Genomic DNA, 25,099 nt, shown 5'->3' with positions numbered 1-25,099 from the left:
TGGTTATAGATAAATTTGCAGTTGTACCAGGAAATCTCCTTTCATCCCGTCGATATTGTCTTTGGCAATATAAACCGGTCGTGTGGAATACTGCGTGGTGATTTTAGCATGATGCCCGTCCAGAAAGAAATTGGCACCAATGTCAAACTGCGAACTGGATTTTTCGAGTGCTTCGAATTTTTTATAGGTATATGCTCCGAAAGGCTGAATGCGAACAACCGGTTTTTCGGCTTTACACGGTAATAAAAATCCGGCTTGTGTATACCAGATGGTTCCGGTACCGATCATTGGTTGGGTATTTCCGGCACCGGCCAAAGCTCGGTCGCCCGTAAAAGACGGATCGGCGGCACCTACATTCATAATTCCGATATTGCGAAGGTAGTTGGGACCAAAATCGTAATCGTATAAAACGGAATAAGCCGTCAGTGCCATTTTCTTTTCTTTGGCTCCTAAAGGTAAATCCAGAAAAGCATCCGCCGAAAATAATTTGATATCGTGTTTTTGAACAACACTGTTTACAGAAGTTCGTGTCGCGTCCGGAGCGGTATAAAAGCCGGCACCAAGGTTAAAGACTTTTTTCGTTCCCAGATAGGACCCCACTTTATAGGGTAGTAAATTCGATTCCTGTTCTAAAAACTGGTATTCAAAATAACCGGCTTTCGACCATCGGGTGTTTCCGCTATTGTCTACGGCTACCGCATTATCGGCATTGGTAACATCTACCGGAGCCGTATTGGTTCCGAAAGGTTTGTTGATACTCATACGGTATTCGAATTTTCCGTATTTCCCTTTGGCGAATAATCCGACCTGTCGCGCAAACTGATCCGCATTGTCAATTAAAGGCCAGTTAAAAATCGGCGCATCAATGGTCAGGAAATTTAAGGTCGAAGCCATTGTCATACGCGACAATCCCATATAATAATGCAATCCGCCACCGAGTGATAAACTGAATTTTTTACCCGCCTCTGGTAAAACCACCGCATATTCGTTCCAGGCATCGTGAAAAAACATACCCGGCTTTTTGGTTGATCCCGTCGGACTGGTAAAGGTTTGATTGTTAATTCCGAAGTGCGTCACAATCATATAACGCTTGGAAATTTGTGCATACGCCAGCATTCGTAAACGCCGGTTACCGATATCGGTATTGGTAGTCGCCGGTTCGTCGGCAATCATTGTTCCGGGATTCATATCAGAAGAGCGAAACCAGATCTGATTCCAGGCGATAAAACGCATGTATTTGGAACCGTCTTCATTGAAATTCACTTTTAATCCCGAACCGTAATCCGTCGAACCTTGGGAATAGCCTTCTGCTGCGAAAAAAAGCAATCCGGCTAGTAAAATGATTCGTTTCATAAAGTACTGTAATTTGGTTGTTTTTTGTGTTTTTTGCTTCACCAAATTCTAAAAATGAAACGGATTGAAAATTTTTGTATATATATTTTTGTAAAGTACTATAGCTAATCTTTAAAACGCTCCCATTTTATCAGCATAAATTTGTCCCCTAACTCCGTTATGATCATTCCTGCTCCCGATAGTTGTTCTTTATTTTTGAGGTATTCGACCAGCTCCAAATGGTTAAAAATCTTATAGGTTGGATGATAATCGCCTTGTGCAAGTCTTTTAACCCGAAATTCTTTTACCCAATTGCTTACGGTAACGTGGGAAACCCCTAAAATACGTTCAATTTCGCGGTAACTCAGCCCTTCGAGATAGAGCTGTAACGCTTTGGTTACGTAGTAATCGTCTATCTTTTTACCCAATTTGTTAACGGTAAAATAATAGTTACATTTTTTACATAAGTATCTTTGTTTCTGATTAATAACACCGCTTTTAACAATAGTATTGCTTTTACACTTCGGACAGGCTAAAATCTCCATATATAATAATTTTGCATAAATATAGTATTTTAGCAAATACACATCTAACAATAATTCATTTTTTTAAATTAAAAATTGAATTATACATATATTTAATCAACTATATTTACATTAAAAATAATAAATATTACTTTTCTAAAAATACACAACCCGGTAATTACAATGAAAGCCCCACTCCTGCTTGTTTGTCTGTTCGCATTCTTTTTTGGCTGTTGTCAACAAAAAAATAAACCTTCCGGCGTTTCCGAAAACAATACCATTTCGGTCGATTCTATTGAAAGGGCTTTTTTGGATGAAAAACTATTTTATACCACAGTTATCCGATTACATCCTAATGACAATGCTTTTATTTTTATTGATGATGATTATGTCGCTCAAAGCATTACCGATGCTTCCGTTAAAAAACGATACGAAACCAGCGAATACTTGTTACCCGAAAACCGGGAAGCTTTTTATCAAAAGATCAGTAACGCGCTTCCAAAAGAGGATATTGCTGTTTTTAACCGGATTTGGAGTTTAAAGGAAGTACGCCAGCAAATCGGCGGTGATGGCGGATTGCATACTCTGGTAACCTGGATCACTCAAAAACCAACTTCCGAAGATCCTTTCTATTATATTGAAGTGCGTCGGCTTTATCTCGAACGTCTCGGAACATGCATTCCAATTGGCTATATTAAAATGCACGGCAAAACAAAAGCCCTTTTGGTTATGAATAGCGAAGGCGAATACCTTCCGATAGCCAAATGGCGTCAAATCAAATAGTTTCACAAAGTAACAGCTGTTTGTGACAGAAATCCTTTAAAAATGCAGGATCAGCAAAGATTATCGAATAAAAATACAGAGTACTTATTTTTATTTTGATAAAAATATCAATTATAAAAAAAAAGGTTTAATTTGCGATAAAACAAACAACACTATGCATTTTGACCCGTCTGTATTGGACCAATCGGCCGTATACAAACTACTAACCGGTACAGTTATTCCCCGTCCTATTGGATGGATTTCTTCGATTAGTAAAGAAGGTGCTATAAATCTGGCGCCATTTTCATTTTTTAATGCCGTTGGCGAAGATCCGCCTCATGTAATGTTTTCTACCGTTCGTCCGAATAATACCAATAAAGACACTTTAAACAATGTGCTGGAAACCGGCGAATTTGTAGTCAATTTGGTCACGGAAGAACTCGTTGAAAAAATGAATCTCACATCAGCCAGCGTTCCACCCGATCAAAACGAATTCGAACTGGCGCAACTCACTCCAGCTCCATCACTTATTGTAAAAGCACCACGGGTTTTGGAAAGTCCTGTCGCTATGGAATGTAAAGTGGTACACCACTATTCGCTGGAAGATCATCAGCACGGTGGCGCGACAATAGTGATCGGCAGAGTGGTTATGTTTCATATCGACGAAGCCATATTGTCCGACAATTACCGAATCAACATGGATGTATACCGACCGGTTGCGCGTTTGGCGGGATCAAATTATTCAAAATTAGGAGAGATTTTCTCCATTAAAAGAGCTTAAAATGAAGATTACAGTTATTGGTGGCGGACCCGGTGGTTTATACTTCTCAATCCTTACCAAAAAAGCATTACCACATTGCCAGATTGATTTATACGAACGCAATAAAGCAGACGATAGTTTCGGTTTTGGCGTTGTTTTTTCCGATGAAACCTTAAGTGAGTTCTTAACCAAAGATCCCAAATCATACGAATTAATACGCAGTCGCTTTGCCTATTGGGACGACCTGGATGTTGCCCGCGACGGTGAAGTAGTACGTATAACCGGAAATGGTTTTTGCGGTTGTTCCCGGAAAACATTATTGGAATTATTACAGCAGCGTTGCCGCGAAGAAGGCGTTAACCTGCATTTTGAATCGAATATAGCCGATCTTTCCCAATTTAGCGACAGTACCTATATTGTAGTCTCGGACGGTATTAACAGTATTTTCCGCGATCAGATGCCTGCCGATTTCGGTACGCAAAAAGTACTCAAAAACAATCGTTTTGTGTGGATGGGTTCTACGCGACCACTGGATGCTTTTACGTATTTTTTCCGGACAACACCCTATGGAACATTTGTCGCACATACCTACCAATATGAAGCCGGACGCAGTACCTGGATTTTTGAATGTTCGGACGAAACCTGGCAAAAAGCCGGTTTTTCGGAAACCGATGAAGCCGACACTATTCTAAAACTAGAGCATTTATTCAAAGAAGAACTCGACGGTCATTCCTTGATTTCCAATCGTTCGCATTGGCGACAGTTCCCGGCGATTACCAATTCCAACTGGTCTAAAGACAATATTGTTTTATTGGGTGATGCCAAAGCAACCGCTCACTATTCCATTGGTTCAGGTACCAAACTAGCCATGGAATGCGCTATTGCGCTTTCGGAAGCCGTTAGTAAACATCCGGACGATGTTAAAGCAGCCTTTGATCAATACGAAAAAGTACGCCGTAACCGTGTCGAAATGATTCAATATGCCGCAAATGTATCGTTGGATTGGTTCGAACATATGGACCGCCATAACCAACACGATTTTATGCAGTTTGCTTTTGGCGTGATGACCCGATCCAAAAAAGTTACCTTTGAAAATATGGCCTTACGCGATAGCACCTTTACACAAAAAGTACTCTCCGAATTCAATACCAAACATCAAAATAAACCGGAAACACCGGCCGCTTTTACCCCGTTTCAATTGCGGGATATGGTGGTAAAAAACCGAATCGTAATGAGTCCGATGGGACAATATTCTGCCGAAAACGGTTTGGTTTCCGATTGGCATTTTATGCATTACGGATCGCGTGCCACAGGTGGTGTTGGTCTGATTTTAACCGAAATGACAGCCATTTCCGAAACCGGACGTATCACTTTAGGTTGTCCGGGTATTTATACTAAAGAACAACTAGTTAACTGGAAAAGAATAACTGATTTTACTCATCAGAATTCCGATTCCAAGATAGGCATTCAACTGGGACATTCCGGACGAAAAGGTGCGATTAAAAAACCGTGGGAAGGAACACAGGAACCCATTGAAAATCCGTGGAACTTATTGTCGGCTTCGGCAATTGCTTATAACGAAAAAATGGCTGTTCCAAAAGAAATGGATCTCCACGATATGGAACAAATTCTAAACGAGTTTGTACAGGCAACTAAAAACGCCGACGAAGCCGGTTTTGACATGATCGAACTTCAGGCGCATCACGGTTTTCTATTAGCTTCCTTTCTATCACCGTTAACCAACAAGCGTCAGGATAGTTTTGGCGGTAGTATCGAAAACCGCTTAAAATTCCCATTACTGGTTTTTACAGCGATGCGTGCTGCATTTCCGGAACACAAACCGATGTCGGTACGAATTTCGGCATCCGACTGGGCCGAAAACGGACTTACGGAAGCAGACAGTATTCTAATTGCTCAGGCTTTTAAAAATGCCGGTGCCGATATCATCAACGTTTCAACCGGAAATACGGTAGCCACACAACAACCGGTTATGGGTAGAATGTGGCAAACACCTTTTTCCGATACGATTCGCAATACCGTTTCCATTCCTACTATTACCACCGGTTATATTCAGGATATTGATCAAATCAATACCATCCTTTTAAATGGCCGTGCTGATCTGGTAGCACTGGGACGACCATTATTACTCGATGCGAATTTTGTCCGAAATGCACAAGCCTACGAGCAATATCAAACGGATGATATCCCAAAACAATACCGTATGGGGATCTCCCATTTATATCCGCTAAAAGGTTCCGAGCGAAAAGCGACCGAGGGTATGAAAAAATTACTAAAACCGGAAAGCCATAAAAAAGCCTGATACAACACCAACAGTTTAACTACCCCAAAAATGAATCATTACCACGATAATTTCGCACATGATAACCTTCCGGCTTTAAAACTACAGCCGGAATACCTTTTTGATCATCCGGATTTTGAGTTCCCCGAAAACCTGAACTGCGTAGCACCTTTACTGGATATCCACATTAAAGAAGGTCGCGGCAATCAAATCGCAATCCGCACGTTTGATTCGGTTTGGACGTATCAGGATTTATACAACAAAGCCAATCAGATTGCCAATTACCTGATAGAAGATACCGGTTTTATTTCCGGAAATCGGGTTTTAATCCGTTCCGCCAACAATCCGATGTTTGTAGCGTGTTGGTTTGCGGTATTAAAAGCCGGTGGCATCGTAGTGGCTACAATGCCATTACTACGGGAAAAAGAATTATCCGTAATGGTCGAAAGTGCGCAGATTAGTCATGCTTTTTGCGATTACCGCCTACGGGATGAAATGAATCTGGTAACGGAACCCGCCTTAAAAAAAGTACTCTATTTTGACGGTTCGGAACAAAATGAACAGGAACTTGAAAAAGCAATAGCCCAAAAATCAATACAATTCGAGAACTATCCTACCCGATCGGATTCCGTGTCTTTAATCGGATTTACTTCCGGAACGACTGGAAAACCCAAAATGACCGCTCATTTTCATCGGGATGTGATTCTGATCTGTGAAGCTTTTCCAAAATATTCGCTACAACCAAAACCGGATGACGTTTTTACCGGAAGTCCACCGCTAGGGTTTACCTTTGGTTTGGGCGGATTGGTATTATTCCCGTTTTATTATGGCGCGTCGACTTTTTTAATTGAAAAACCAAGTCCCGAAATACTGCTGCAAGCCATTCAGGAATACAAAATCACGGTTTGTTTTACCGCTCCGACCGCTTGGCGCATTTTGACAACAAAAGTTAAAGATTATGATATTTCTTCGTTGCGAAAGTGTATTTCTGCCGGAGAAACATTACCTTTAAAGGTATGGGAAGACTGGTACAATGCCACCGGACTAAAAATTATTGACGGAATCGGCGCGACCGAAATGCTGCATATTTTTATATCGTCTAACGAAGACAATATGAAAAAAGGTGCTACCGGCGTACCTATTCATGGTTACGAAGCCAAAATCGTCGATAAAAAAGGGAACGAAGTTGCAACCAACGAACCCGGAAGACTTGCCGTTCGCGGGATTACCGGTTGTCGTTATTTAAACCGTACCGACAAACAGAAAGAATATGTCCAAAACGGCTGGAATCTTACCGGAGATATCTTCCGTAAGGATGAAGACGGTTATTTTTGGTTTGTAGCCCGTGGAGACGACATGATCATTTCTTCAGGCTATAATATTGCAGCCATCGAGGTGGAAAATGTATTACTCACCCATCCGGAAATTGCCGAGTGTGCCGTTGTTGGATTGCCCGACGAAGAACGGGGCATGTTGGTCTGTTCCTATATTGTTTTAAAAGACAAAACCAAAGCTTGCCCTGATTTGGGTAAAGCCATTCAAAACTGGTTTAAAGAAGTGGCAGCGCCCTATAAATATCCACGGGAAGTTCGTTTTATGGACAATCTGCCCAAAACAGAAACCGGCAAAATACAGCGTTATAAACTAAAACAGTAATACTATGAGAAAAGCATTTGTAGTTTTTAGCATAACCGTTTTATCCATCACGGCTATACTGATTTACGTCAATTGGAAATTCAGTTTTTTACTTTTAATTTTTATCCCGTTGGTGCTAATGGGCTTACACGACATGTATCAGTCCAAACAAAGCATCAAACGCAATTTCCCATTATTGGGGCGTATGCGGTATCTTTTGGAATCTATCGGACCCGAAATGCGTCAGTATTTTATCGAAACCGATACCGAAGGAAAACCTTTTAACCGACTACAGCGCAGTTTGGTGTACCAACGCAGTAAAAAAGAAACCGATTCGATGCCATTCGGAACGCAATTAAACGTATACGAACCGGGCTACAAATGGATCAACCACAGTATTAAAGCCATTCCTTTTTCGGAAGTGGATTCCAATCCGAAAATTAAAATCGGATCGTCCCAATGTGAAAAGCCCTATATGGCGAGTCTTTTTAACATCAGTGCGATGAGCTACGGATCGCTAAGTAAAAATGCGATTCTGGCTTTAAATTCCGGAGCCAAACAAGGCGGTTTCTACCACAATACCGGCGAAGGTGGTCTTTCGCCCTATCACCTTGAAAATGGAGGCGATATCGTATGGAATATTGGTACCGGTTATTTTAGCTGTCGTGATAATGAAGGGCGATTTTCGTACGACGAGTTTACCAAAAGAGCCACATTGGACAATGTAAAAATGATTGAAATAAAATTCTCGCAAGGTGCGAAACCCGGACATGGCGGAATTTTACCCAAACAAAAAGTTACCGACGAAATCGCAGCGATCCGATTGGTTCAAAAAGGACAGGATATCATTTCCCCTCCCAGACATTCGGCTTTTAGCACACCTTTGGAATTGATGGATTTTATCAAACTCCTGCGAAAAGGTTCCGGTGGAAAACCAATCGGTATGAAAATCTGTATTGGTAACAAATCGGAGTTTTTGTCCATTTGTAAAGCCATGGTACAAACCCAGACCTATTTCGACTTTATAACCGTAGATGGTGGCGAAGGTGGTACCGGTGCCGCACCTCAGGAATATTCCGATCACGTGGGAATGCCATTACGCGAAGCACTGGCCTTTGTTTACGATAGTTTAAACGGTTTTGGTATCAAAAATGAAATTAAAATCATCGCCAGTGGTAAGGTTGTTACCGGTTTTGATATTATAAAATGCCTTTCTATTGGTGCTGATGTCTGCAATTCGGCACGAGGGATGATGTTTGCACTCGGTTGCATTCAGGCACTGGAATGCCATGCGAATACGTGTCCGACCGGTGTGGCTACTCAGGATCCAAAGCTGGTAAAAGGATTGGTTCCGGAAGAAAAAAGTATACGGGTTGCCCGTTTTCAGCACGAAACGGTAAAAAGTGCGATGGAATTAATGGCCTCTGCCGGAATTGAACATCCGGACGACGTAGATCGTACCGTGATCAGTGCCCGTGTGAGCGGAACAAAAATCGAAACCTATTACGAAATGTACCCTGAAATTGACAAAGGTTGTTTGCTGAATGAGAATACCGTTCCGACAGCTTTTCAGTTTTTCTGGAAAAAGGCAACCGCCGAAAGTTTTTAATCCCCTATAATTCAAAAAATGAATCACATCTTTATAAAAACCGAAAAAGTACGCTTCCAACATGTCGACTATGCCGGCATTGTTTTTTATCCCCGTTTTCTCGAAATGCTCAATTGCCTTGTGGAAGACTGGTTTGAAGAAGCCTTGAGTCGTCCTTTTTCGAAAATGCATGAAACCAACGGCATCCCTACCGTCGATTTAAAAGTACAGTTTAAAAAAGCCGCCCGATTAGGCGAAACGCTCACTAAGAAATTATGGGTCAAACATCTCGGAGGCGCTTCCATCCTATGCGGTTTCCGGTTTGAAGACGAAGCCGGAGCAACTTGTCTGGAAGGCGAAGTTACCTTGGTCAATGTCGCTTTTAACCCAAATCGGGATGGTATAAAAGCCTCGGCTTTTAACGACGATATGAAACACAAAATAAACCAATACCTACTGGTTACCTTGTAACCCTACTAAACCTCAAAACTAAAATGGAATTTTCAAAGTTTAAAGCGGCAACCGTTCAGACGGCACCGGTCTTTCTAAATGTAGAAAAAACGGTCGACAAAGCCATTTCGATTATCCGGGAAGCAGCCGCCAACGGTGCGGAATTAATCGCTTTTCCGGAAGTATTCGTAGCCGGTTATCCCTACTGGAACTGGATTATGACTCCGGTACAGGGAAGCAAATGGTATGAAAGACTCTATAAAAATGCTGTTGCTGCAGACGATCCGGAGATCAAACGAATCCAACAGGCCGCACAGGAAAACAACATCCATGTTGTAATCGGTATTAACGAACGTGGCACCAGTTATGGTGAAATTTACAATACGAACCTTATCATCGACAATACCGGTCAGTTGATTGGAAAACATCGAAAACTGGTACCAACCTGGGCCGAAAAACTCACCTGGACTTCCGGCGATGGTTCTTCACTAAAAGTATACCCAACTAAAGTAGGTCCGATCGGAACACTTGCTTGTGGCGAAAACACCAATACTTTGGCACGGTTTACGCTATTATCGCAAGGCGAACTTGTCCATATCGCGAATTACATTTCGCTGCCGGTTGCGCCACCCGATTATAATATGGCCGAAGCGATCAAAATTCGCGCAGCAGCCCATTCCTTCGAAGGAAAATTATTTACAATTGTATCCTGTTCGACGATTTCACAAGAGATTATGGACATTTTAAAAGAAGATGTTCCGGATGCCGAAACCTTACTAACCCGTAAAAATTCCGCATTTTCCGGATTTATCGGTCCGAATGGCGCAGTGATTGGCGAACCAATTATTGATGATGAAGGGATTGCTTACGCCGAAATCGACCTGTCAAAATGCATTCAGCCCAAACAAATGCACGACATATTAGGGCATTATAACCGTTTTGATATTTTCGATTTGCGTGTAAATACCGCTCCGACCCGAAAAATTACCTTTATTAATTCACACGAAGAGTTTAACGCTAAATAATCATGGAAGACCAATTTAATGATGACGTTATCGGGAGAGCCCGGGTAAAAGACACCCCGGAACTCGAAGCCTATTATAAAGAACTGGAAACACTTGGTGCCGGTGCCTTATGGACCGTCGCTAATGATATTGAACCCTGGGAACCGCGAACGTCTTCCGTTCCAATGCTGTGGAAATACGAAAACCTGCGCGAACTGGTTTTAAAATCATCCGAACTCGTTACTCCCGAACAAGCCGGGCGTCGTGTAGTATATCTGGTAAATGACAAACGCAAAGATGTGAGTGCAGCCGTAGGATGGCTCTACACCGGAATTCAGGTTACCCGTCCCGGAGAAAGCACTTCGGCACATCGCCATAAAGCATCCGCGCTTCGTTTTATAATGGAAGGCTCCGGCGGTTATACTATTGTTGATGGTAATAAAATCATGCTTGAAGTAAACGATTTTGTAATCACACCAAACTCCACCTGGCACGAACACGGCGTTGAGGAAAACGGAAAAACCTGTATCTGGCAGGACGGACTGGATATTCCGCTTGTAAACGCCCTGGAAGCCAACGATTATGCCGTTTTTGACGGTAAACAACCGCTCGAAGCACCTTTAAATTATTCGCCATTAACCTATGGCGGAGCGGCGGGCTTCATTCCGGCCGATACGGTTTGGGATAAACCTTATTCGCCCCTTTTTAAATATTCCTGGACATCGGTTTATCCGGCATTACTGGAAGCCGCAAAAGTAAACGAAGGATCGCCTTACGACGGCGTTATCATGGATTACACCAATCCACTCACCGGTGGACCGGTAATGCAAACGATGGGCGCGTCTATGCAATTGTTACGCCCAGGCCAACATACCAAAGCGCACAAACATACCGGATCGATCATCTACCAATGTGCCAAAGGCAACGGTTATTCCATTATCGGTGGAAAACGATACGACTGGAAAGAACGGGATATTTTTTGTGTACCTTCCTGGGTTTTTCACGAACACGTAAATCTTTCCGAAACTGAAGATGCCTGCTTATTTTCGTTTAACGACCTTCCGGTGATCAAATCATTAGGACTGTATCAGGAAATAGCTTACCCCGACAATAACGGATACCAAACAGTAAATAAATCATAAATGAAACTCGCTACTTACAAAATTAACCATACCGCTCCCCGCTTGGGAGTTGTTCAGGACAACCATATGATTGACCTGGAAGATGTTGCCAAAATCAAAAAAGAAACCCTACCGTTAACGATGCTGGAACTCATCGATGCCGGATTGGATGAGGTACACCGAATTCAGCAATTAATCGACAGTCTGACAGAAGAGGAAAAAAGCAATTGCTACTACCCGTTGTCGAATGTTACCTTCCTCGCTCCGATTCCAAAACCGCGTAAAAACATCATCGGAATTGGCCTAAATTATACCGAACACGTAGCCGAAAGTGCGCGTACACTAGATACTTCTAAAGAACTGCCACAACAACCGGTTATTTTTTCAAAACCGCCAACAGCTGTTATCGGGACCGATGACTATATCATCCATAATCCGAAACTAACGCAACAATTGGACTGGGAAGTGGAATTAGCGGTGATCATCGGAAAAAAAGGAAAATATGTCTCTAAAGAAGAAGCCTTGGATCATGTTTTCGGTTATACCGTGATTAACGATATCAGTGCGCGTGACTGTCGTCGTTCCGGACAATGGATTGTTTCGAAAGGACAAGACACTTTTGCACCTATGGGACCGGTTTTGGTGACCAAAGACGAAATTCCGGATCCGCATAACCTAAACCTTTCGTTAACCCTTAATGGCGTTGAAAAACAAAGCTCTAATACCAAATTCATGCTCTTTAATATTAACGATCTGATTGAAGACTTAAGTACAGTTTTCACCCTCGAACCAGGCGATATTATAGCTACCGGAACACCGGCTGGTGTGGGTGCCGGAAGATCGCCTCAGGAATGGATGTGGGATGGCGACATTGTTAAAGCAACAGTTGAGAATATTGGCACTATAACCAACACTATCAAAACATTAAATTAAAATTAAGAACACCTTTTATATAATGAAAAAATATAGAATCGGCCAGATTGTTCCCAGTTCCAACGTTACGATGGAAACCGAAATTCCGGCTATTTTCCGTTCGCGTGAAACCCTTTTACCGGAACGTTTTACCTTCCATTCGAGTCGGATGCGAATGAAAAAAGTGACCAAAGAAGAACTCGAAGCCATGGATGCCATGAGCCTTAAATGTGCTCAGGAATTATCCGATGCGCATGTCGATGTAATGGGCTATGCCTGTTTGGTTGCGATTATGAGCATGGGGCGTGGTTATCATTGTGTTTCGGAAGTAAACCTGCATCAGGAAACAGTACAAAACAACTTCCCTACGCCAATTGTAACTAGTGCAGGAGCTTTGATCAACGGATTAAAAGTACTCGGTGCAAAAAAAGTTGCCGTGATCACCCCTTATATGCGTCCGCTAACCGATATGGTGGTCGATTATATCGAACATCAGGGCTTTGAAGTAGTCGATTCCATTGCTTTGGAAATTCCCGACAACCTTGAAGTTGCTGCTCAGGATCCGATGAATCTTTTGGAAATATACAAAAGACTTAACCTGGAAGGCGTAGACGTTATCGTCGCTTCAGCTTGTGTGCAAATGCCATCACTGGAAGCTATTGATCAAATTCAAAAAGAAACCGGAATTCCGGTTACTTCGGCTGCCGTTTGTACCACCTACGAAATGATGAAAAAATTAGGCTTGGAAGCAAAGGCATCGATCGGAGGCGAATTACTTAGCGGGAAATACTAAGATCCTCAATAACATTTCGTTAAAATCCTGTATTTTTTACAGGATTTTTTTATTTGGCATCTTAGCATTCTGCAATCGAAACCTTCAAAATGAGTGCATTTTGCTCCAGTAGCTTATTATTCTAATTTACATTCCCAATGTTAACCCTAAAAAAAGCAGTATTATTCGATTTATGCCATTCAATTTTATTTTATTCTTTACATATTGACACAAAAACAAATAATCACAAATCGAATAACTACTTAAATTAAAATAAAACTGTTAATTTTTTTTAAATAATAACAGTTCAACATAAACATTTAAAAACTTTTTAACAAAAAACAATTTTAGTCTTAAAAAAAGTGAGAAAAAATTAATTCTCACATAATGAGAATAATTTAATTCTCAAAACATTCTCTTTATAGTATTTTTGTACTAATATTGTTATGCGAAATAATTACAGTTTTTAACAAAATGCGGATCTGTGTAATTATAACAGTAGTTTTTTAAGTGATCAATGACTAATAAGCCATTACGTACATTTCTATTAGTGCTGTTGTCTTCTCAGTTTGTTTTTGCCCAAACAGAAGAGATGACCCGAAAAGAGATTTCTAAAATGATTGCTAAATCCAGCAATCATATGCTAAATCTGGAATGTGAAAAATCGCTTATCGCTGCTAAAAACGCACTCAACGAAGCCTACCGGATTAACGATAAAATCCTGATCGCCAAAGCCTACAACATTATCGGACTCAACCATGAGGAATTCTCCGATTTTAAAAAAGCGGTACAGTACTATGAAAAAGGACTCCGCTACGCCAATCAAACCGATAACGATACCATAAAAGACTGGCTACACAACAATCTGGCGAGTGCTTACTGCTATCACAAGCTCGATTTTGAAAAAGGAATCGAACATTACAAAATCGGACTCTATTATTCCGAAAAACTAAAAGACAGTAGTGAAATCATCTATACGCGGCTAAATATCGCCAGCGCCTATTTCGAAACCAAAAAATACGACGAAGGATTCAAATACCTGGTCGGACTGGAAAAACAGATCCTTAAAGGGACTGAACTGGAAGCCCAGATATCCCTTAACTCCTTATTAGGCTCCTACTACACCCATTCCAATAATTTTGCAAAAGCAGAAGCTTTTTATAAAACCGCACTGGAGCTTTGTCAAAAAAACAAGGTCGAATTCCTGCAAACCAATGCCTGTGATCTCTACAAAGAGTTTTCTCAGTATTATTTTAAGATCAAAGACTTTGAAAACGCCTATTTTTATCTTGAAAAATACACAACCACAAAAGAGCAGATTTATAACGAAGAGCGTATCAACGAAGTAAAAAAAGCCGGTAGTCAGATTGAATTGGACGAATACAAAAGGCTAGTATCGCAAATTGAAAGTGAAAAACAACTTCAGGCCAGAAGTTTACAGCAATCGCGCATTATTGTGGTATTGTTTATCATTACACTTATCTTTTTGTTGTTATTTCTCTTTTCATTATACAAAAACAATGAAATCCGTAAAAAGATCAACAACGAGCTTAAAATTGCCAATAAACAATTAAAAGAAGCCAAAGATCAGGCCGAAGAAGTTTCCCAACTCAAATCGCAATTTATCTCCACGATTAGTCACGAATTGCGTACACCGCTCTATGGCGTGGTAGGAATCACCGATATTATTACCGACGAACACAAAGAACTTTCGGAAAGTTCGTATCTGAAATCCTTAAAATTTTCGGCCAAATATTTATTGTCGCTGGTAAATGATATTTTACAGGTGTATAAAATTGATGAAAACAAGATCAAACTGGAAAATTCGGCGTTTAACATTATCGAGGACTTACATCTGGTAACCGACAGTTTGATGTTTTTGGCTGAAAAAAACAAAAACAGATTGCTACTTGAAGTAGACGAAGACATCCCTACGTTACTGATTGGTGATCGGGTACGTTTGTCTCAGATTTTTATGAATCTGATCGGAAATGCACTTAAATTCACCCATAAAGGCCGCGTTAAAATCACCGCGCAAATTGAAAAAATTGAAGGCACGATTTATTACCTCCGCTTTGAAGTGATCGATAACGGGATTGGTATCGCCGAAGAAGATCAGGAAAAGGTTTTTGAAAAATTTGTCCAGATCGAACGCAAGGAAGACGATTATCAGGGAACCGGTCTCGGACTTCCGATTGTAAAACAACTCGTAACGCTTTTTAACGGCGAAATCAGTATTAAAAGTAAAGAAAACGTAGGAACAACCATGACGGTGATTATTGGCTTTGATTCGGATCCGGAAGAAATCAAATACTATACAGATAACCTCGAAGTGGAATACGCTTTGGAACAAAGCTATCGCGTATTGGTTGTTGAAGACAATAAAATCAATCAGATAGTCACCAAAAAAATCCTGGACGACAATAATTTCCCGAATGTGATTGTCGATAACGGCTTCCACGCGCTGGATCTTTTGCAAAAAGAAACGTTCGATGTGGTGTTAATGGACATTAACATGCCAGCTATCAATGGTTTTGAAACCACCAAACGTATTCGCGAATTGGGTATCAACATTCCGGTTATTGCATTGACCGCTTTCGACAAACAGGAAATTTCCGAACAGGTATTTGCCGCCGAGATGAATGGTATCATTATCAAACCGTTTGAACCCAAGCAACTGTGCAAAATGATTGTGCAGCTGTGCGGATCAAATCCATAACACATTATTCCGGGCTTTATTTTTTAGAATCGCATAACTTTCCTACTTTTACTATTCTTATCTGACAGCCGCCATCAAATGATTAAAATTCTGCTCCTGGAAGACGACTTAGTACTCTCAAAAGAAATCAGTGACTTTTTAAAAACAAAAGACATTGCGTGTGATTGCGTATTCGACGGAGAAGTCTTTTTCCGCCAATTACGTTCCGGACAATACAATATTTACTTACTAGACATTAACGTCCCAAAAATCAACGGACTGGATGTATGCAGTCAGATTCGGGAAACCGACCAGACGACACCTATCCTGATGATCAGCGCTTATGGCGATCTTAACGACAAAATGGATGCATTTCAATTGGGTGCCGACGATTATCTGGTAAAACCGTTTCATCTGGAAGAACTGTTGATTCGGGTTTTGGCCCTGTTACGACGTAGTGCAACACCGCAAAACGAGGAAAAAATAATCGTGATTGACGACCTTGAAATCGCGCCCACTTCGATGACGGTAAAACGAGCCGGCACCACTGTTGAGCTTACACAGAAAGAATACCAGCTGTTATTATTACTGGCCAAAGCCAAAGGTAGAACACTTTCCAAACAGACCATCTCGGAACAGATTTGGGATTCTCATTTTGACACCAATCTGAATACCATCGAAGTGTATATTAATTTCCTTCGAAAAAAAATCGATAAAAACCACGAGAACAAACTCATTCATACCCGACCGGGTTTTGGGTATTACCTAAAAGACGAATAAAATGACGTTAAAGAGACGTATAGCCGTAAATGTCAGTATTGCGTTTTCCGTAATTTACGGTATATCGGCTATATTTATCTATATCTCATTCTCTACCTTCCGGAAAGAAGAGTTTATGGAACGTCTCGAAGAAAAAGCACTAACCACTACTAAACTATTACTTGAAGTAAAAGATATAGACAATCAGATTTTAAAGCTTATCGATCAAAATACAATCAATAAACTTTACAATGAAAAGACATTGATTTTTGATAGCAATTACAAACTGATTTATAGTAGTATCGACGACGCTTCGGTAAAATGGGATGTCAATTTTCTACAGAAAATAAAAAAACACAAACGGGTTTATACGATCGAAAAAGAGAAAGATGTATTGGGCGTTTTTCATATTTATAACAATACCGATTATTATATTATTATTGCCGCCGAAGACAAATCCGGGATGAGCAAACTGGAATTTTTATACCAGATTCTGATCTTGTCGTTTTTTATCGGAACCACACTGGTATGGGTTACCACCTACTTCCTGATTCGGAAATCACTGGAACCGCTTGATAATTTCCAAAAGATCATCACCAGTATTTCGATTAACAAACTAAATACTCAGATTATCGAATCATCCAAATCGGATGAGATCAATTTACTTTCCAAGGCCTTTAACCAGATGTTGTTGCGTATCGAACGTTCGTACCTCGCACAAAAAGAATTTACCTCAAATGCTTCTCATGAATTGCGCACACCGATCAGCCGGTTGACTTTACAGTTGGAAAATCTGATACAACAAGGCGGTCATAGTGAGCATACACTCAATTACCTGAATAATATGAGTAAGGATGTCAACCAGATATCTGATTTGATCAACTCGTTATTGCTACTGGCACAAATCAATGCATCCAGTTTTGGTACCAATTTCCAACAAGTGCGCATTGACGAAATCATTTTTCAGGTTTATGAAAAAACGATTAAAAACTTCCCGGATTTCCAAATGAATTTTGAAATCGGAAATACCGAATCCGATCTGGAAATCAAAGGAATAACCTCATTATTAGAGATCGTTTTTGCCAATCTTTTTAAAAATGCCTATCTTTATTCGTACGACCGTAAAGTAAATGTGATCATTGAAGATAATCCAACGGGGAATATTCAGATTCGATTGATCAATAAAGGAGAAAAACTTTCCCCGGAAGAAGAAAAGAAAATTTTCAACTCGTTTGTTCGAGGAACCAAAAATCAAAAAATTCAGGGCTCCGGTTTGGGACTTCGCATCGCCAAACGTATTCTGGATTTACATAAGGCACAATTAGCCTATACGTATGACGATACTTCCGAACAACACGAATTTACGCTTACTTTCCCGGTTTAAAACACCTTTTTCCGATTCATCTATACCTTTTTAAGCTTTTTTTAAGGTCGGCTTTAAGGCTGTTTTAAGGTTACTGCCTGCATCTTTGTAACAAATTAAACTCTTTATAGATGAAAGTAGCTCCTTTTATACTATCACTGCTGTTTTTCCAGTTGGCCTTTTCACAAAAGAATATTACGCTAAAAGACTGTGAAGACGCCATGCAGAAAAACAATTTCCAGTTACTGGCCGAACAATACAATATCACCGCGGCACAGGCTGCTGTTATTCAGGCCCGGATCTGGGATCATCCGAATATGTCATTGGCTTTTAACGCCTTAAATCCCGAAGACAAACGGTATTTCGACGTGGGCAAAAATGGACAAAAAGCCGTTGCTGTAGATCAGCTGATTCATATTGGAGGTAAAAAACGCAACGAGATCAAACTGGCAAAATCCAATGTGGCACTGGCCGAATTGCAATTTGAAGAATTAATGCAGGATCTAAAACACGAACTGCGTCAAAGCTTTTATACGGTCTTTTTCGATCAGAAGAAAATTGCCAGTATCGAATCGCAAACAGCTCAAATTGAAAGCCTGTTACAATCCTACGAAGTACAGGCCGATAAAGGTAATGTTCCTTTAAAAGATGTGGTACGCCTGCAATCCTTATTGCTAAATCTTAAAAACGATCGTATTGCCATCCAAAAAGACATTGCCGAAAACAAACAAAAACTAACTATTCTTACCGGTATTGACGAAGAATTAACGCCATTGGCCGATGAAAGTGAGCTAATGCTTGTTTTTAATAGTCCGAAATATGCCGAAAGTGAATTGTTTAACATCGCTAAGGAAAAAAATCCGGAATACCTGAGTGTTCTAAAACAGGTTGAAAACCAGGAATTGGCGGTAAAGCTTCAAAAATCATTATCGGTTCCGGATGTCACAGCCGGTCTGGCCTACGATCAGGTGGGTGGTGCTTTTAAAAACGAGGTGAACTTTACCTTGGGAATTCCATTACCGCTTTGGAACCGAAATAAAGGAAATATCAAAATTGCCGAAGCCGAATTAGGTCAGTCAAAAGTGAATAAAGATCAAAAAACACTCGAATTAAAGACGCAAGTAAACAGTTCACTTTCGATCTGGAAGGAACAGAAAAAAGAATATACGTCCTTGTCGAAATCCATAAACGAAAATCTCGACCTGGTTTACAAAGGCGTATTGATGAACTTTCAGCGTCGCAATATTTCGCTATTGGAGTTTACCGATTTTATGGAAAGCTATAACCAAAGTACACTGCAGTTAAACGAAATGCGCAAACAACTGATCCTGTCCGGAGAACAAATCAATCATATCACCAATTCAACCATCTTCTAATATGAAATATCCAATAATAACCTGTCTGTCGCTACTGGCCTTAATTTCGTGTCAGGACAAAGAAAAAAAAGCGGAAATAAAAGAAACTTTTGTGCTGAGCAATAAAATGCTACAAACCACCAAAACAGCTCCGGTGACTTTAGAACCGCTTCGCAACGAACTGAATTATTACGGAAAAATCACAACCGACAACAACAAAACCATTGAGGTATTCCCGGTTGTTGGCGGTAGCGTAGCCAAAGTATATGTGGAATTGGGCGATTATGTTAAAAAAGGACAATTGCTCGCTACGATCCGAAGTACCGAAGTAGCCGATTTTGAAAAAGAGCTCGACGACGCTAAAAATGATGTAATCGTAGCAAAAAACAACCTTAAGGTAGCGCAGGAGTTATTCGAAGGGAAATTAAATGCCGAACGCGATGTTTTGGAAGCCAAAAGCAACTACGATAAGGCCAAATCGCAATTACAACGTATTCAGGAAACCTATAAAATTTACAATATCAAATCGGGCGCTATTTATGAAGTGCGTTCTCCGTTGAGTGGTTTTATCATCCAGAAAGACATCAACGAAAATATGTTACTGCGTAACGACCGAAGCGACAATATTTTCGATATCGCCGAGATCAACGATGTGTGGGCCATTGCCAATGTAACCGAAACGGATATCAACCAGATCAAACTGGGCGAAAACGCAGCCGTAACAACGTTGAGTTATCCGGATAAGGTTTTTAACGGTAAAGTGGATAAGATCTTTAATATTATCGATCCGGATACCAAAGCCATGAAAGTCTTGATCAAATTAAATAACCCGGAATATGTTTTAAAACCGGAAATGCGTGCTTCCATTAAAATCTCCTATATGGAAAGCGACAAAAAAATGTTGGCGGTTCCGGCTTCGGCAGTGATCTTCGACAAAAGCAAAAATTTTGTGGTAGTCTATAAAGACCGAAATAATATCGAAGCCCGACAAGTGGAAGTTTTCCGTCAGGTTGGCGATACGGCTTATATTTCAAGCGGTATCAACGAAGGAGAAAATGTAATGACACAAAACCAGTTGTTAGTTTACGGCGCCCTAAATGAATAGATATGAATAAATTTATCCGAAATATTATTGCTTTTTCCCTCAAGAATAAAGCATTTACGTTTTTCTGGGTCGGTATTCTCGCCATTTCCGGGTTTGTCGCCTTTAAAAACATGCCCATCGAAGCCTTTCCCGATGTAACCAATACGCAAATCATTATTGTTACCGAATGGAACGGTCGAAGTGCCGAAGAAATCGAACGTTTTGTAACGACTCCTATCGAGATCGCGATGAATTCCGTTCAGAAAAAGACAAGTGTTCGAAGTATTACAATGTTTGGTCTTTCGGTGATCAAAATTATTTTTGAAGATGATGTCGACGACTTTTTTGCCCGTCAACAGGTCAATAATCAGCTGCGAACCGTTTCCCTACCCGATGGTGTCGATCCGGATGTTCAGCCGCCTTATGGTCCAACCGGGGAAGTATTCCGTTATGTCTTAAAAAGTAAGGATCGGGATACCCGTGACCTCCTAACCTATCAAAACTGGGTAATCGACCGCCAGTTACGTGCCGTACCGGGTGTAGCCGATATCGTAGCCTTTGGTGGACAGGAAAAAACCTATGAAATTAGTGTCGATCCGGGACGTTTGTCCAAATATAATATTACGCCGTTGGAAGTATTCGACGCTGTAAATAAAAGTAACCTGAACGTTGGTGGTGACGTGATCGAAAAGAACGGCCAGGCCTACGTGGTTCGTGGTGTGGGATTGCTGAGTTCGATCGAAGACATTCAAAATATCATCGTAGCCGATGCCGGCGGTAATCCGGTTTTGGTGAAAAATCTGGCCGATGTGGCCGAAAGCTCCTACCCGCGTGTAGGTCAGGTCGGACTGGATAAAAATAGTGATGTCGTGGAAGGTATTGTTGTGATGCGAAAAGGAGAAAACCCAAAAGAGGTATTAACCAGCATCAAAGAAAAGATCAACGAGATCAACGAAACGGTATTGCCAAAAGACATCAAAATGGTAACGTTTTACGATCGTGACGATCTGATGAACTTTACGACCGCTACGGTAATGCACAACCTGTTTGAAGGAATCATTTTCGTGACCGTGATTGTATTCCTCTTTATGGCCGACTGGCGAACGACGTTAACCGTAGCCATTATTATCCCGCTATCGCTCCTTTTTGCCTTCCTGTGTTTGAAGTTAAAAGGAATGAGTGCCAACCTACTGTCACTCGGTGCGGTCGATTTCGGGATCATCATTGACGGAGCCGTCGTGATGGTCGAAGGTATCTTTGTGACACTCGACCACCTCGCGCATAAAAAAGGAATGAAAGCCTATAACAAACTGGCTATTGGTAGTGTGATCAAAAAAACCGGTACAGAAATGGGGAAAGCAATTTTCTTCTCCAAACTGATTATTATCACCGCGCTGATTCCGATTTTCTCCTTCCAGAAAGTAGAAGGGAAAATGTTTGCGCCATTAGCCTATACGCTTGGATTCGCGTTATTGGGTGCGCTTATTTTCACCCTGACGCTGGTTCCGGTATTGTCGCATATTTTATTAAACAAAAACGTAAAAGAAAAGAACAATCCGTTTGTAAATTTTTGGAACAGGATTGTAGAAAAATCGTTTAACTTCACGTTCAAACACAAACAGAAAACCCTTTTTGTCTCCATTGCCTTTATGGTAGTAACCTTTATTTCGGCGAAATTCTTAGGAACGGAATTCCTGCCGCAATTAAATGAAGGTGCCTTATGGGTAACCGCCGAAATGCCTATTAGTACTTCCCTACCGGAAAGTAACAAAATATCGGCCGAAATACGTACCATACTGGGAAGTTTCCCGGAAGTAGAACAGGTACTTTCGCAAACTGGGCGTAGTAATGACGGAACGGATCCGAATGGTTTCGGTTTCGCCCAATTCCAGGTGGATTTATATCCTAAAAAAGAATGGAAACGCAATATCAGTCAGGAAGAACTGATTGATCAAATGGACACCAAATTAAAACAGATTCAGGGGATTACCTACAACTATTCCCAACCGGTTATCGATAACGTAGCCGAGGCCGTTGCCGGGTTTAAAGCTTCCAATGCCGTAAAAATTTATGGTGAAGACCTGAATAAGCTGGACGAACTGGCAGCAAAAGTACTGACACAAATCAAGGGAATCGACGGAATTAAAGACGTGGGAATCCTTCGAAACGTAGGACAACCGGAAGTGAGCGTAATTCTGGATCGTGGCAAAATGGCCGCTTATGGCGTTACCCTTGCCGATGCACAAGCCGTATTGGAAATGGCCTTTGGTGGAAAAACGGCCACTCAGAAATACGAAGGTGAAAAGAAATTTGACGTTCGGGTTCGTTATACCAAAGAATACCGAAAAGATGAAAATGACCTGTCACAACTTAAGGTGCCAACAATCGACGGTGTCAAAATTCCGCTTAAGGAAATTGCAACCGTGAAAAAGATTACTGGTCCGGCGTTTATTTACCGTGATAATACCAAACGTTTTATTGCTGTAAAATTCTCTGTCCGCGATCGTGACCTGGGTAGTACTATTGCCGATGCACAAGCGGTGGTTAATAAAAATGTGGAACTTCCAAACGGTTACCATTTTGGTTGGACCGGTGAATTTGAAAATCAGGTTCGTGCCACACAACGTTTGAGTCAGGTTGTACCGATTAGTTTGATTGGAATCTTTGTGTTGCTATTTATTATGTTCGGAAATATAAAAGACTCCTTACTTGTATTAGCGAACGTTCCGTTTGCCGTAATCGGAGGTATCATTGCCTTACACCTTACCGGAATTAATTTTGGTATTTCGGCCGGAGTTGGATTTATTGCTCTTTTTGGTATCTGTATTCAAAACGGTGTAATTCTGATATCGGAATTCCATAAGAACCTCAAGGAAAAAATGGATCTCAACACTTCGATTATCGAAGCCGTAAAAATCAGAACCCGTCCGGTAGTGATGACCGCCTTAATGGCTTCCATCGGATTATTACCGGCGGCTACTTCAACCGGAATTGGTTCGGAATCTCAAAAACCGCTGGCCATTGTGATCATCGGTGGATTGATCACCGCTACCGTACTAACGTTATTGGTATTCCCGATTATATTCTGGGTATTTAACCGTAAAAAACATCAGCCAATAGACTGATTGTAAATAGCTTTTTATTTTTTATTTGTTATTTTGGTTATTTGGGAGAAGCCTCGTTATTTAACGAGGTTTTTCTTTTTTAACCCTTTTCTGCGGTTCAAAAAAATGATTTAACGGACCATTACCCTTTCCTATCGCAACATCGGCACCTTCCGATATTGCCCGGTGTACATACTGTTGCGCCAGACTAACGGCATCGGATAAGTTGTTCCCAAGTGCCAGATAACTCGCAATAGCCGCCGACAAGGTACAACCCGAACCGTGCATATTGTTTGTCTCTATTTTTTCGGAAGTATGGGTTGCTATCACACCTTGTTTATCAAACAAAAGTGAAGTCAGTACTGTAGTTGGCAAATGCCCGCCTTTTAGTAATAAATGCGGACAACCTTTTTGCATGATCATCGCTCCAGCGCTATGCATTTCCGCTACACTTGTAATTGGACTCCCTGTTAAAACGGCTGCTTCATCGAGATTGGGTGTGATCAGCGTCGCCAATGGAAACAGCTTGTCTACAATTTCGGTTATGGTTTCGGATTCAATCAAACGATGACCACTAGTAGCGACCATTACCGGGTCGAATACCACCGGAATGTCCGGATATTCTCGAAGTATAGCCGCAATAACGGCTACGAGTTCCTGTGTATGCACCATTCCAATTTTGATTGCATCCGGACGAATATCTTCCAGTATCGTTTGCAATTGCAAGGCTACGATTTCAGGCGGAATGCTATGAATCGCTTTTACACCACCCGTATTTTGCACCGGAAGTGCCGTTAACACCGATGTAGGATAACATCCTAATGCATTGATTGTATTGGTGTCGCCCTGGATTCCGGCTCCACCACTTCCATCGAATCCGGCTATGGTTAAAACTACCGGATAGGTATATTTTGTATTCATACTATTACTATTGCTTCCTTCCCGAATAATAATTCAGGTTATTCCGATTGTTACTAAAATGGCAATAGTTGTCCCGATAAAGACAAATAAAAGAAGATAAACTTTTCCCTACGCCGGTGTTAACCGGATCAGGTTCAAAGGGACTCTCTCAATTCTTTTCAGAATACCCCTAAAGCCGTAGTAAATGTAGTGAAAAATAGAATTGTTTTTGTTTTTTACAACCGACAGGTTTTAGAAACCTATCCGGTGTAACTATGATTTTGGTACTCATTCTGAGTGACAATACGCAAATACACTCAAAAGAATTTTTCTATTCTTTATTTCAGTTAAAACGTTTAAATTTAAAACGTTAACTTCTAGAACATACAAACGCTCCTCCGCTATTGGTTTTATTTCAAATAAAAGCATATAAGCTAAAATTGCATTGTAAATCAAATTTATTAATCTTTTAAAGTAAATTGAAAATGAAAAAAAAGAAGCAGAATTTAAGTTTGGAAGCCTTTAAAAACATGGCTTTTACGATACAAAGTGAGGAGGTACTCAAAACTATAAATGGTGGTTTGGAAAATTTATGGGATTGCCATGGTATTTGGGGAAAAGTTGGGAAAACGGCACGGGAATGGGGTGAATTTTTGGATAAGCATCCTAAATTGTAA

Annotated in this window: 20 protein-coding genes and 1 riboswitch; of the genes, 17 read left to right on the top strand and 3 right to left on the bottom strand. The window is 40.8% G+C overall.

Features of this window, described 5'->3' with window-relative positions:
- Nucleotides 1-3 precede the first annotated feature (3 nt).
- Nucleotides 4-1,353 carry a porin gene (locus AAFN64_RS08025; protein WP_347760046.1) on the bottom strand — a complete coding sequence of 450 codons (1,350 nt, stop codon included), beginning with the start codon at nucleotides 1,351-1,353 and terminating at the stop codon, nucleotides 4-6.
- A gap of 104 nt (nucleotides 1,354-1,457) precedes the next feature.
- Complete coding sequence (locus tag AAFN64_RS08020; protein ID WP_347760045.1) at nucleotides 1,458-1,760, bottom strand: helix-turn-helix domain-containing protein; 303 nt, start codon at nucleotides 1,758-1,760, stop codon at nucleotides 1,458-1,460.
- Nucleotides 1,761-2,039: 279 nt separating this feature from the next.
- Between AAFN64_RS08020 and AAFN64_RS08015 the strand changes: the two genes are divergently transcribed.
- The 16 genes from AAFN64_RS08015 to AAFN64_RS07940 all read left to right on the top strand — a co-directional run bounded on the left by AAFN64_RS08015 (nucleotide 2,040) and on the right by AAFN64_RS07940 (nucleotide 23,543).
- On the top strand, nucleotides 2,040-2,639 hold the full coding sequence (locus tag AAFN64_RS08015) for a hypothetical protein (protein WP_347760044.1): 600 nt from the start codon (nucleotides 2,040-2,042) through the stop codon (nucleotides 2,637-2,639).
- 154 nt (nucleotides 2,640-2,793) lie between these two features.
- Nucleotides 2,794-3,399, top strand: coding sequence for a flavin reductase family protein (locus tag AAFN64_RS08010; RefSeq protein WP_300491466.1), 606 nt, complete (start codon nucleotides 2,794-2,796; stop codon nucleotides 3,397-3,399).
- A gap of 1 nt (nucleotide 3,400) precedes the next feature.
- On the top strand, nucleotides 3,401-5,698 hold the full coding sequence (locus tag AAFN64_RS08005) for an FAD-dependent monooxygenase (protein ID WP_347760043.1): 2,298 nt from the start codon (nucleotides 3,401-3,403) through the stop codon (nucleotides 5,696-5,698).
- Nucleotides 5,699-5,728: 30 nt separating this feature from the next.
- Complete coding sequence (locus AAFN64_RS08000; protein WP_347760042.1) at nucleotides 5,729-7,333, top strand: AMP-binding protein; 1,605 nt, start codon at nucleotides 5,729-5,731, stop codon at nucleotides 7,331-7,333.
- A 4-nt stretch (nucleotides 7,334-7,337) separates the two neighbouring features.
- Complete coding sequence (locus AAFN64_RS07995) at nucleotides 7,338-8,921, top strand: glutamate synthase-related protein (RefSeq protein ID WP_347760041.1); 1,584 nt, start codon at nucleotides 7,338-7,340, stop codon at nucleotides 8,919-8,921.
- Nucleotides 8,922-8,939: 18 nt separating this feature from the next.
- The gene (locus tag AAFN64_RS07990; protein WP_347760040.1) at nucleotides 8,940-9,371 is read left to right on the top strand and encodes an acyl-CoA thioesterase; all 432 of its coding nucleotides are present in this window, start codon (nucleotides 8,940-8,942) and stop codon (nucleotides 9,369-9,371) included.
- A gap of 23 nt (nucleotides 9,372-9,394) precedes the next feature.
- Nucleotides 9,395-10,375, top strand: a complete 981-nt coding sequence (locus tag AAFN64_RS07985; protein ID WP_347760039.1) for a carbon-nitrogen hydrolase family protein — start codon at nucleotides 9,395-9,397, stop codon at nucleotides 10,373-10,375.
- A gap of 2 nt (nucleotides 10,376-10,377) precedes the next feature.
- A complete protein-coding gene (locus AAFN64_RS07980) occupies nucleotides 10,378-11,496 on the top strand; it encodes a cupin domain-containing protein (protein ID WP_347760038.1) in 1,119 nt (372 codons plus the stop codon).
- Entirely contained in the window at nucleotides 11,497-12,408 is a 912-nt protein-coding gene (locus AAFN64_RS07975) for a fumarylacetoacetate hydrolase family protein (protein WP_300491615.1), read from the top strand.
- 22 nt (nucleotides 12,409-12,430) lie between these two features.
- Nucleotides 12,431-13,180, top strand: a complete 750-nt coding sequence (locus AAFN64_RS07970; protein ID WP_300491617.1) for an Asp/Glu racemase — start codon at nucleotides 12,431-12,433, stop codon at nucleotides 13,178-13,180.
- A 496-nt stretch (nucleotides 13,181-13,676) separates the two neighbouring features.
- Complete coding sequence (locus tag AAFN64_RS07965) at nucleotides 13,677-15,878, top strand: ATP-binding protein (protein ID WP_347760037.1); 2,202 nt, start codon at nucleotides 13,677-13,679, stop codon at nucleotides 15,876-15,878.
- 78 nt (nucleotides 15,879-15,956) lie between these two features.
- Entirely contained in the window at nucleotides 15,957-16,637 is a 681-nt protein-coding gene (locus AAFN64_RS07960; RefSeq protein WP_300491621.1) for a response regulator transcription factor, read from the top strand.
- A 1-nt stretch (nucleotide 16,638) separates the two neighbouring features.
- On the top strand, nucleotides 16,639-18,000 hold the full coding sequence (locus AAFN64_RS07955; protein WP_300491623.1) for a HAMP domain-containing sensor histidine kinase: 1,362 nt from the start codon (nucleotides 16,639-16,641) through the stop codon (nucleotides 17,998-18,000).
- Nucleotides 18,001-18,110: 110 nt separating this feature from the next.
- Nucleotides 18,111-19,355, top strand: coding sequence for a TolC family protein (locus AAFN64_RS07950; protein WP_347760036.1), 1,245 nt, complete (start codon nucleotides 18,111-18,113; stop codon nucleotides 19,353-19,355).
- Between the two features lies 1 nt (nucleotide 19,356).
- The gene (locus AAFN64_RS07945) at nucleotides 19,357-20,439 is read left to right on the top strand and encodes an efflux RND transporter periplasmic adaptor subunit (protein WP_300491627.1); all 1,083 of its coding nucleotides are present in this window, start codon (nucleotides 19,357-19,359) and stop codon (nucleotides 20,437-20,439) included.
- Nucleotides 20,440-20,441: 2 nt separating this feature from the next.
- Nucleotides 20,442-23,543, top strand: a complete 3,102-nt coding sequence (locus AAFN64_RS07940) for a CusA/CzcA family heavy metal efflux RND transporter (protein ID WP_300491628.1) — start codon at nucleotides 20,442-20,444, stop codon at nucleotides 23,541-23,543.
- Nucleotides 23,544-23,603: 60 nt separating this feature from the next.
- Here AAFN64_RS07940 and thiD read toward each other — a convergent pair whose 3' ends face one another.
- A complete protein-coding gene (gene thiD, locus AAFN64_RS07935; protein ID WP_347760035.1) occupies nucleotides 23,604-24,443 on the bottom strand; it encodes a bifunctional hydroxymethylpyrimidine kinase/phosphomethylpyrimidine kinase in 840 nt (279 codons plus the stop codon).
- 88 nt (nucleotides 24,444-24,531) lie between these two features.
- Nucleotides 24,532-24,624: riboswitch (TPP riboswitch) on the bottom strand.
- Nucleotides 24,625-24,907: 283 nt separating this feature from the next.
- On the opposite strand from thiD, the gene AAFN64_RS07930 reads away from it, so the two are divergent.
- Complete coding sequence (locus tag AAFN64_RS07930) at nucleotides 24,908-25,099, top strand: hypothetical protein (RefSeq protein WP_347760034.1); 192 nt, start codon at nucleotides 24,908-24,910, stop codon at nucleotides 25,097-25,099.

It is taken from the genome of Flavobacterium sp. CAU 1735 (genome assembly GCF_039888695.1).
GTDB lineage: Bacteria > Bacteroidota > Bacteroidia > Flavobacteriales > Flavobacteriaceae > Flavobacterium.
Note: the sequence above shows the minus strand (reverse complement) of the source record. Positions and strands in the feature narration are given on the sequence as shown.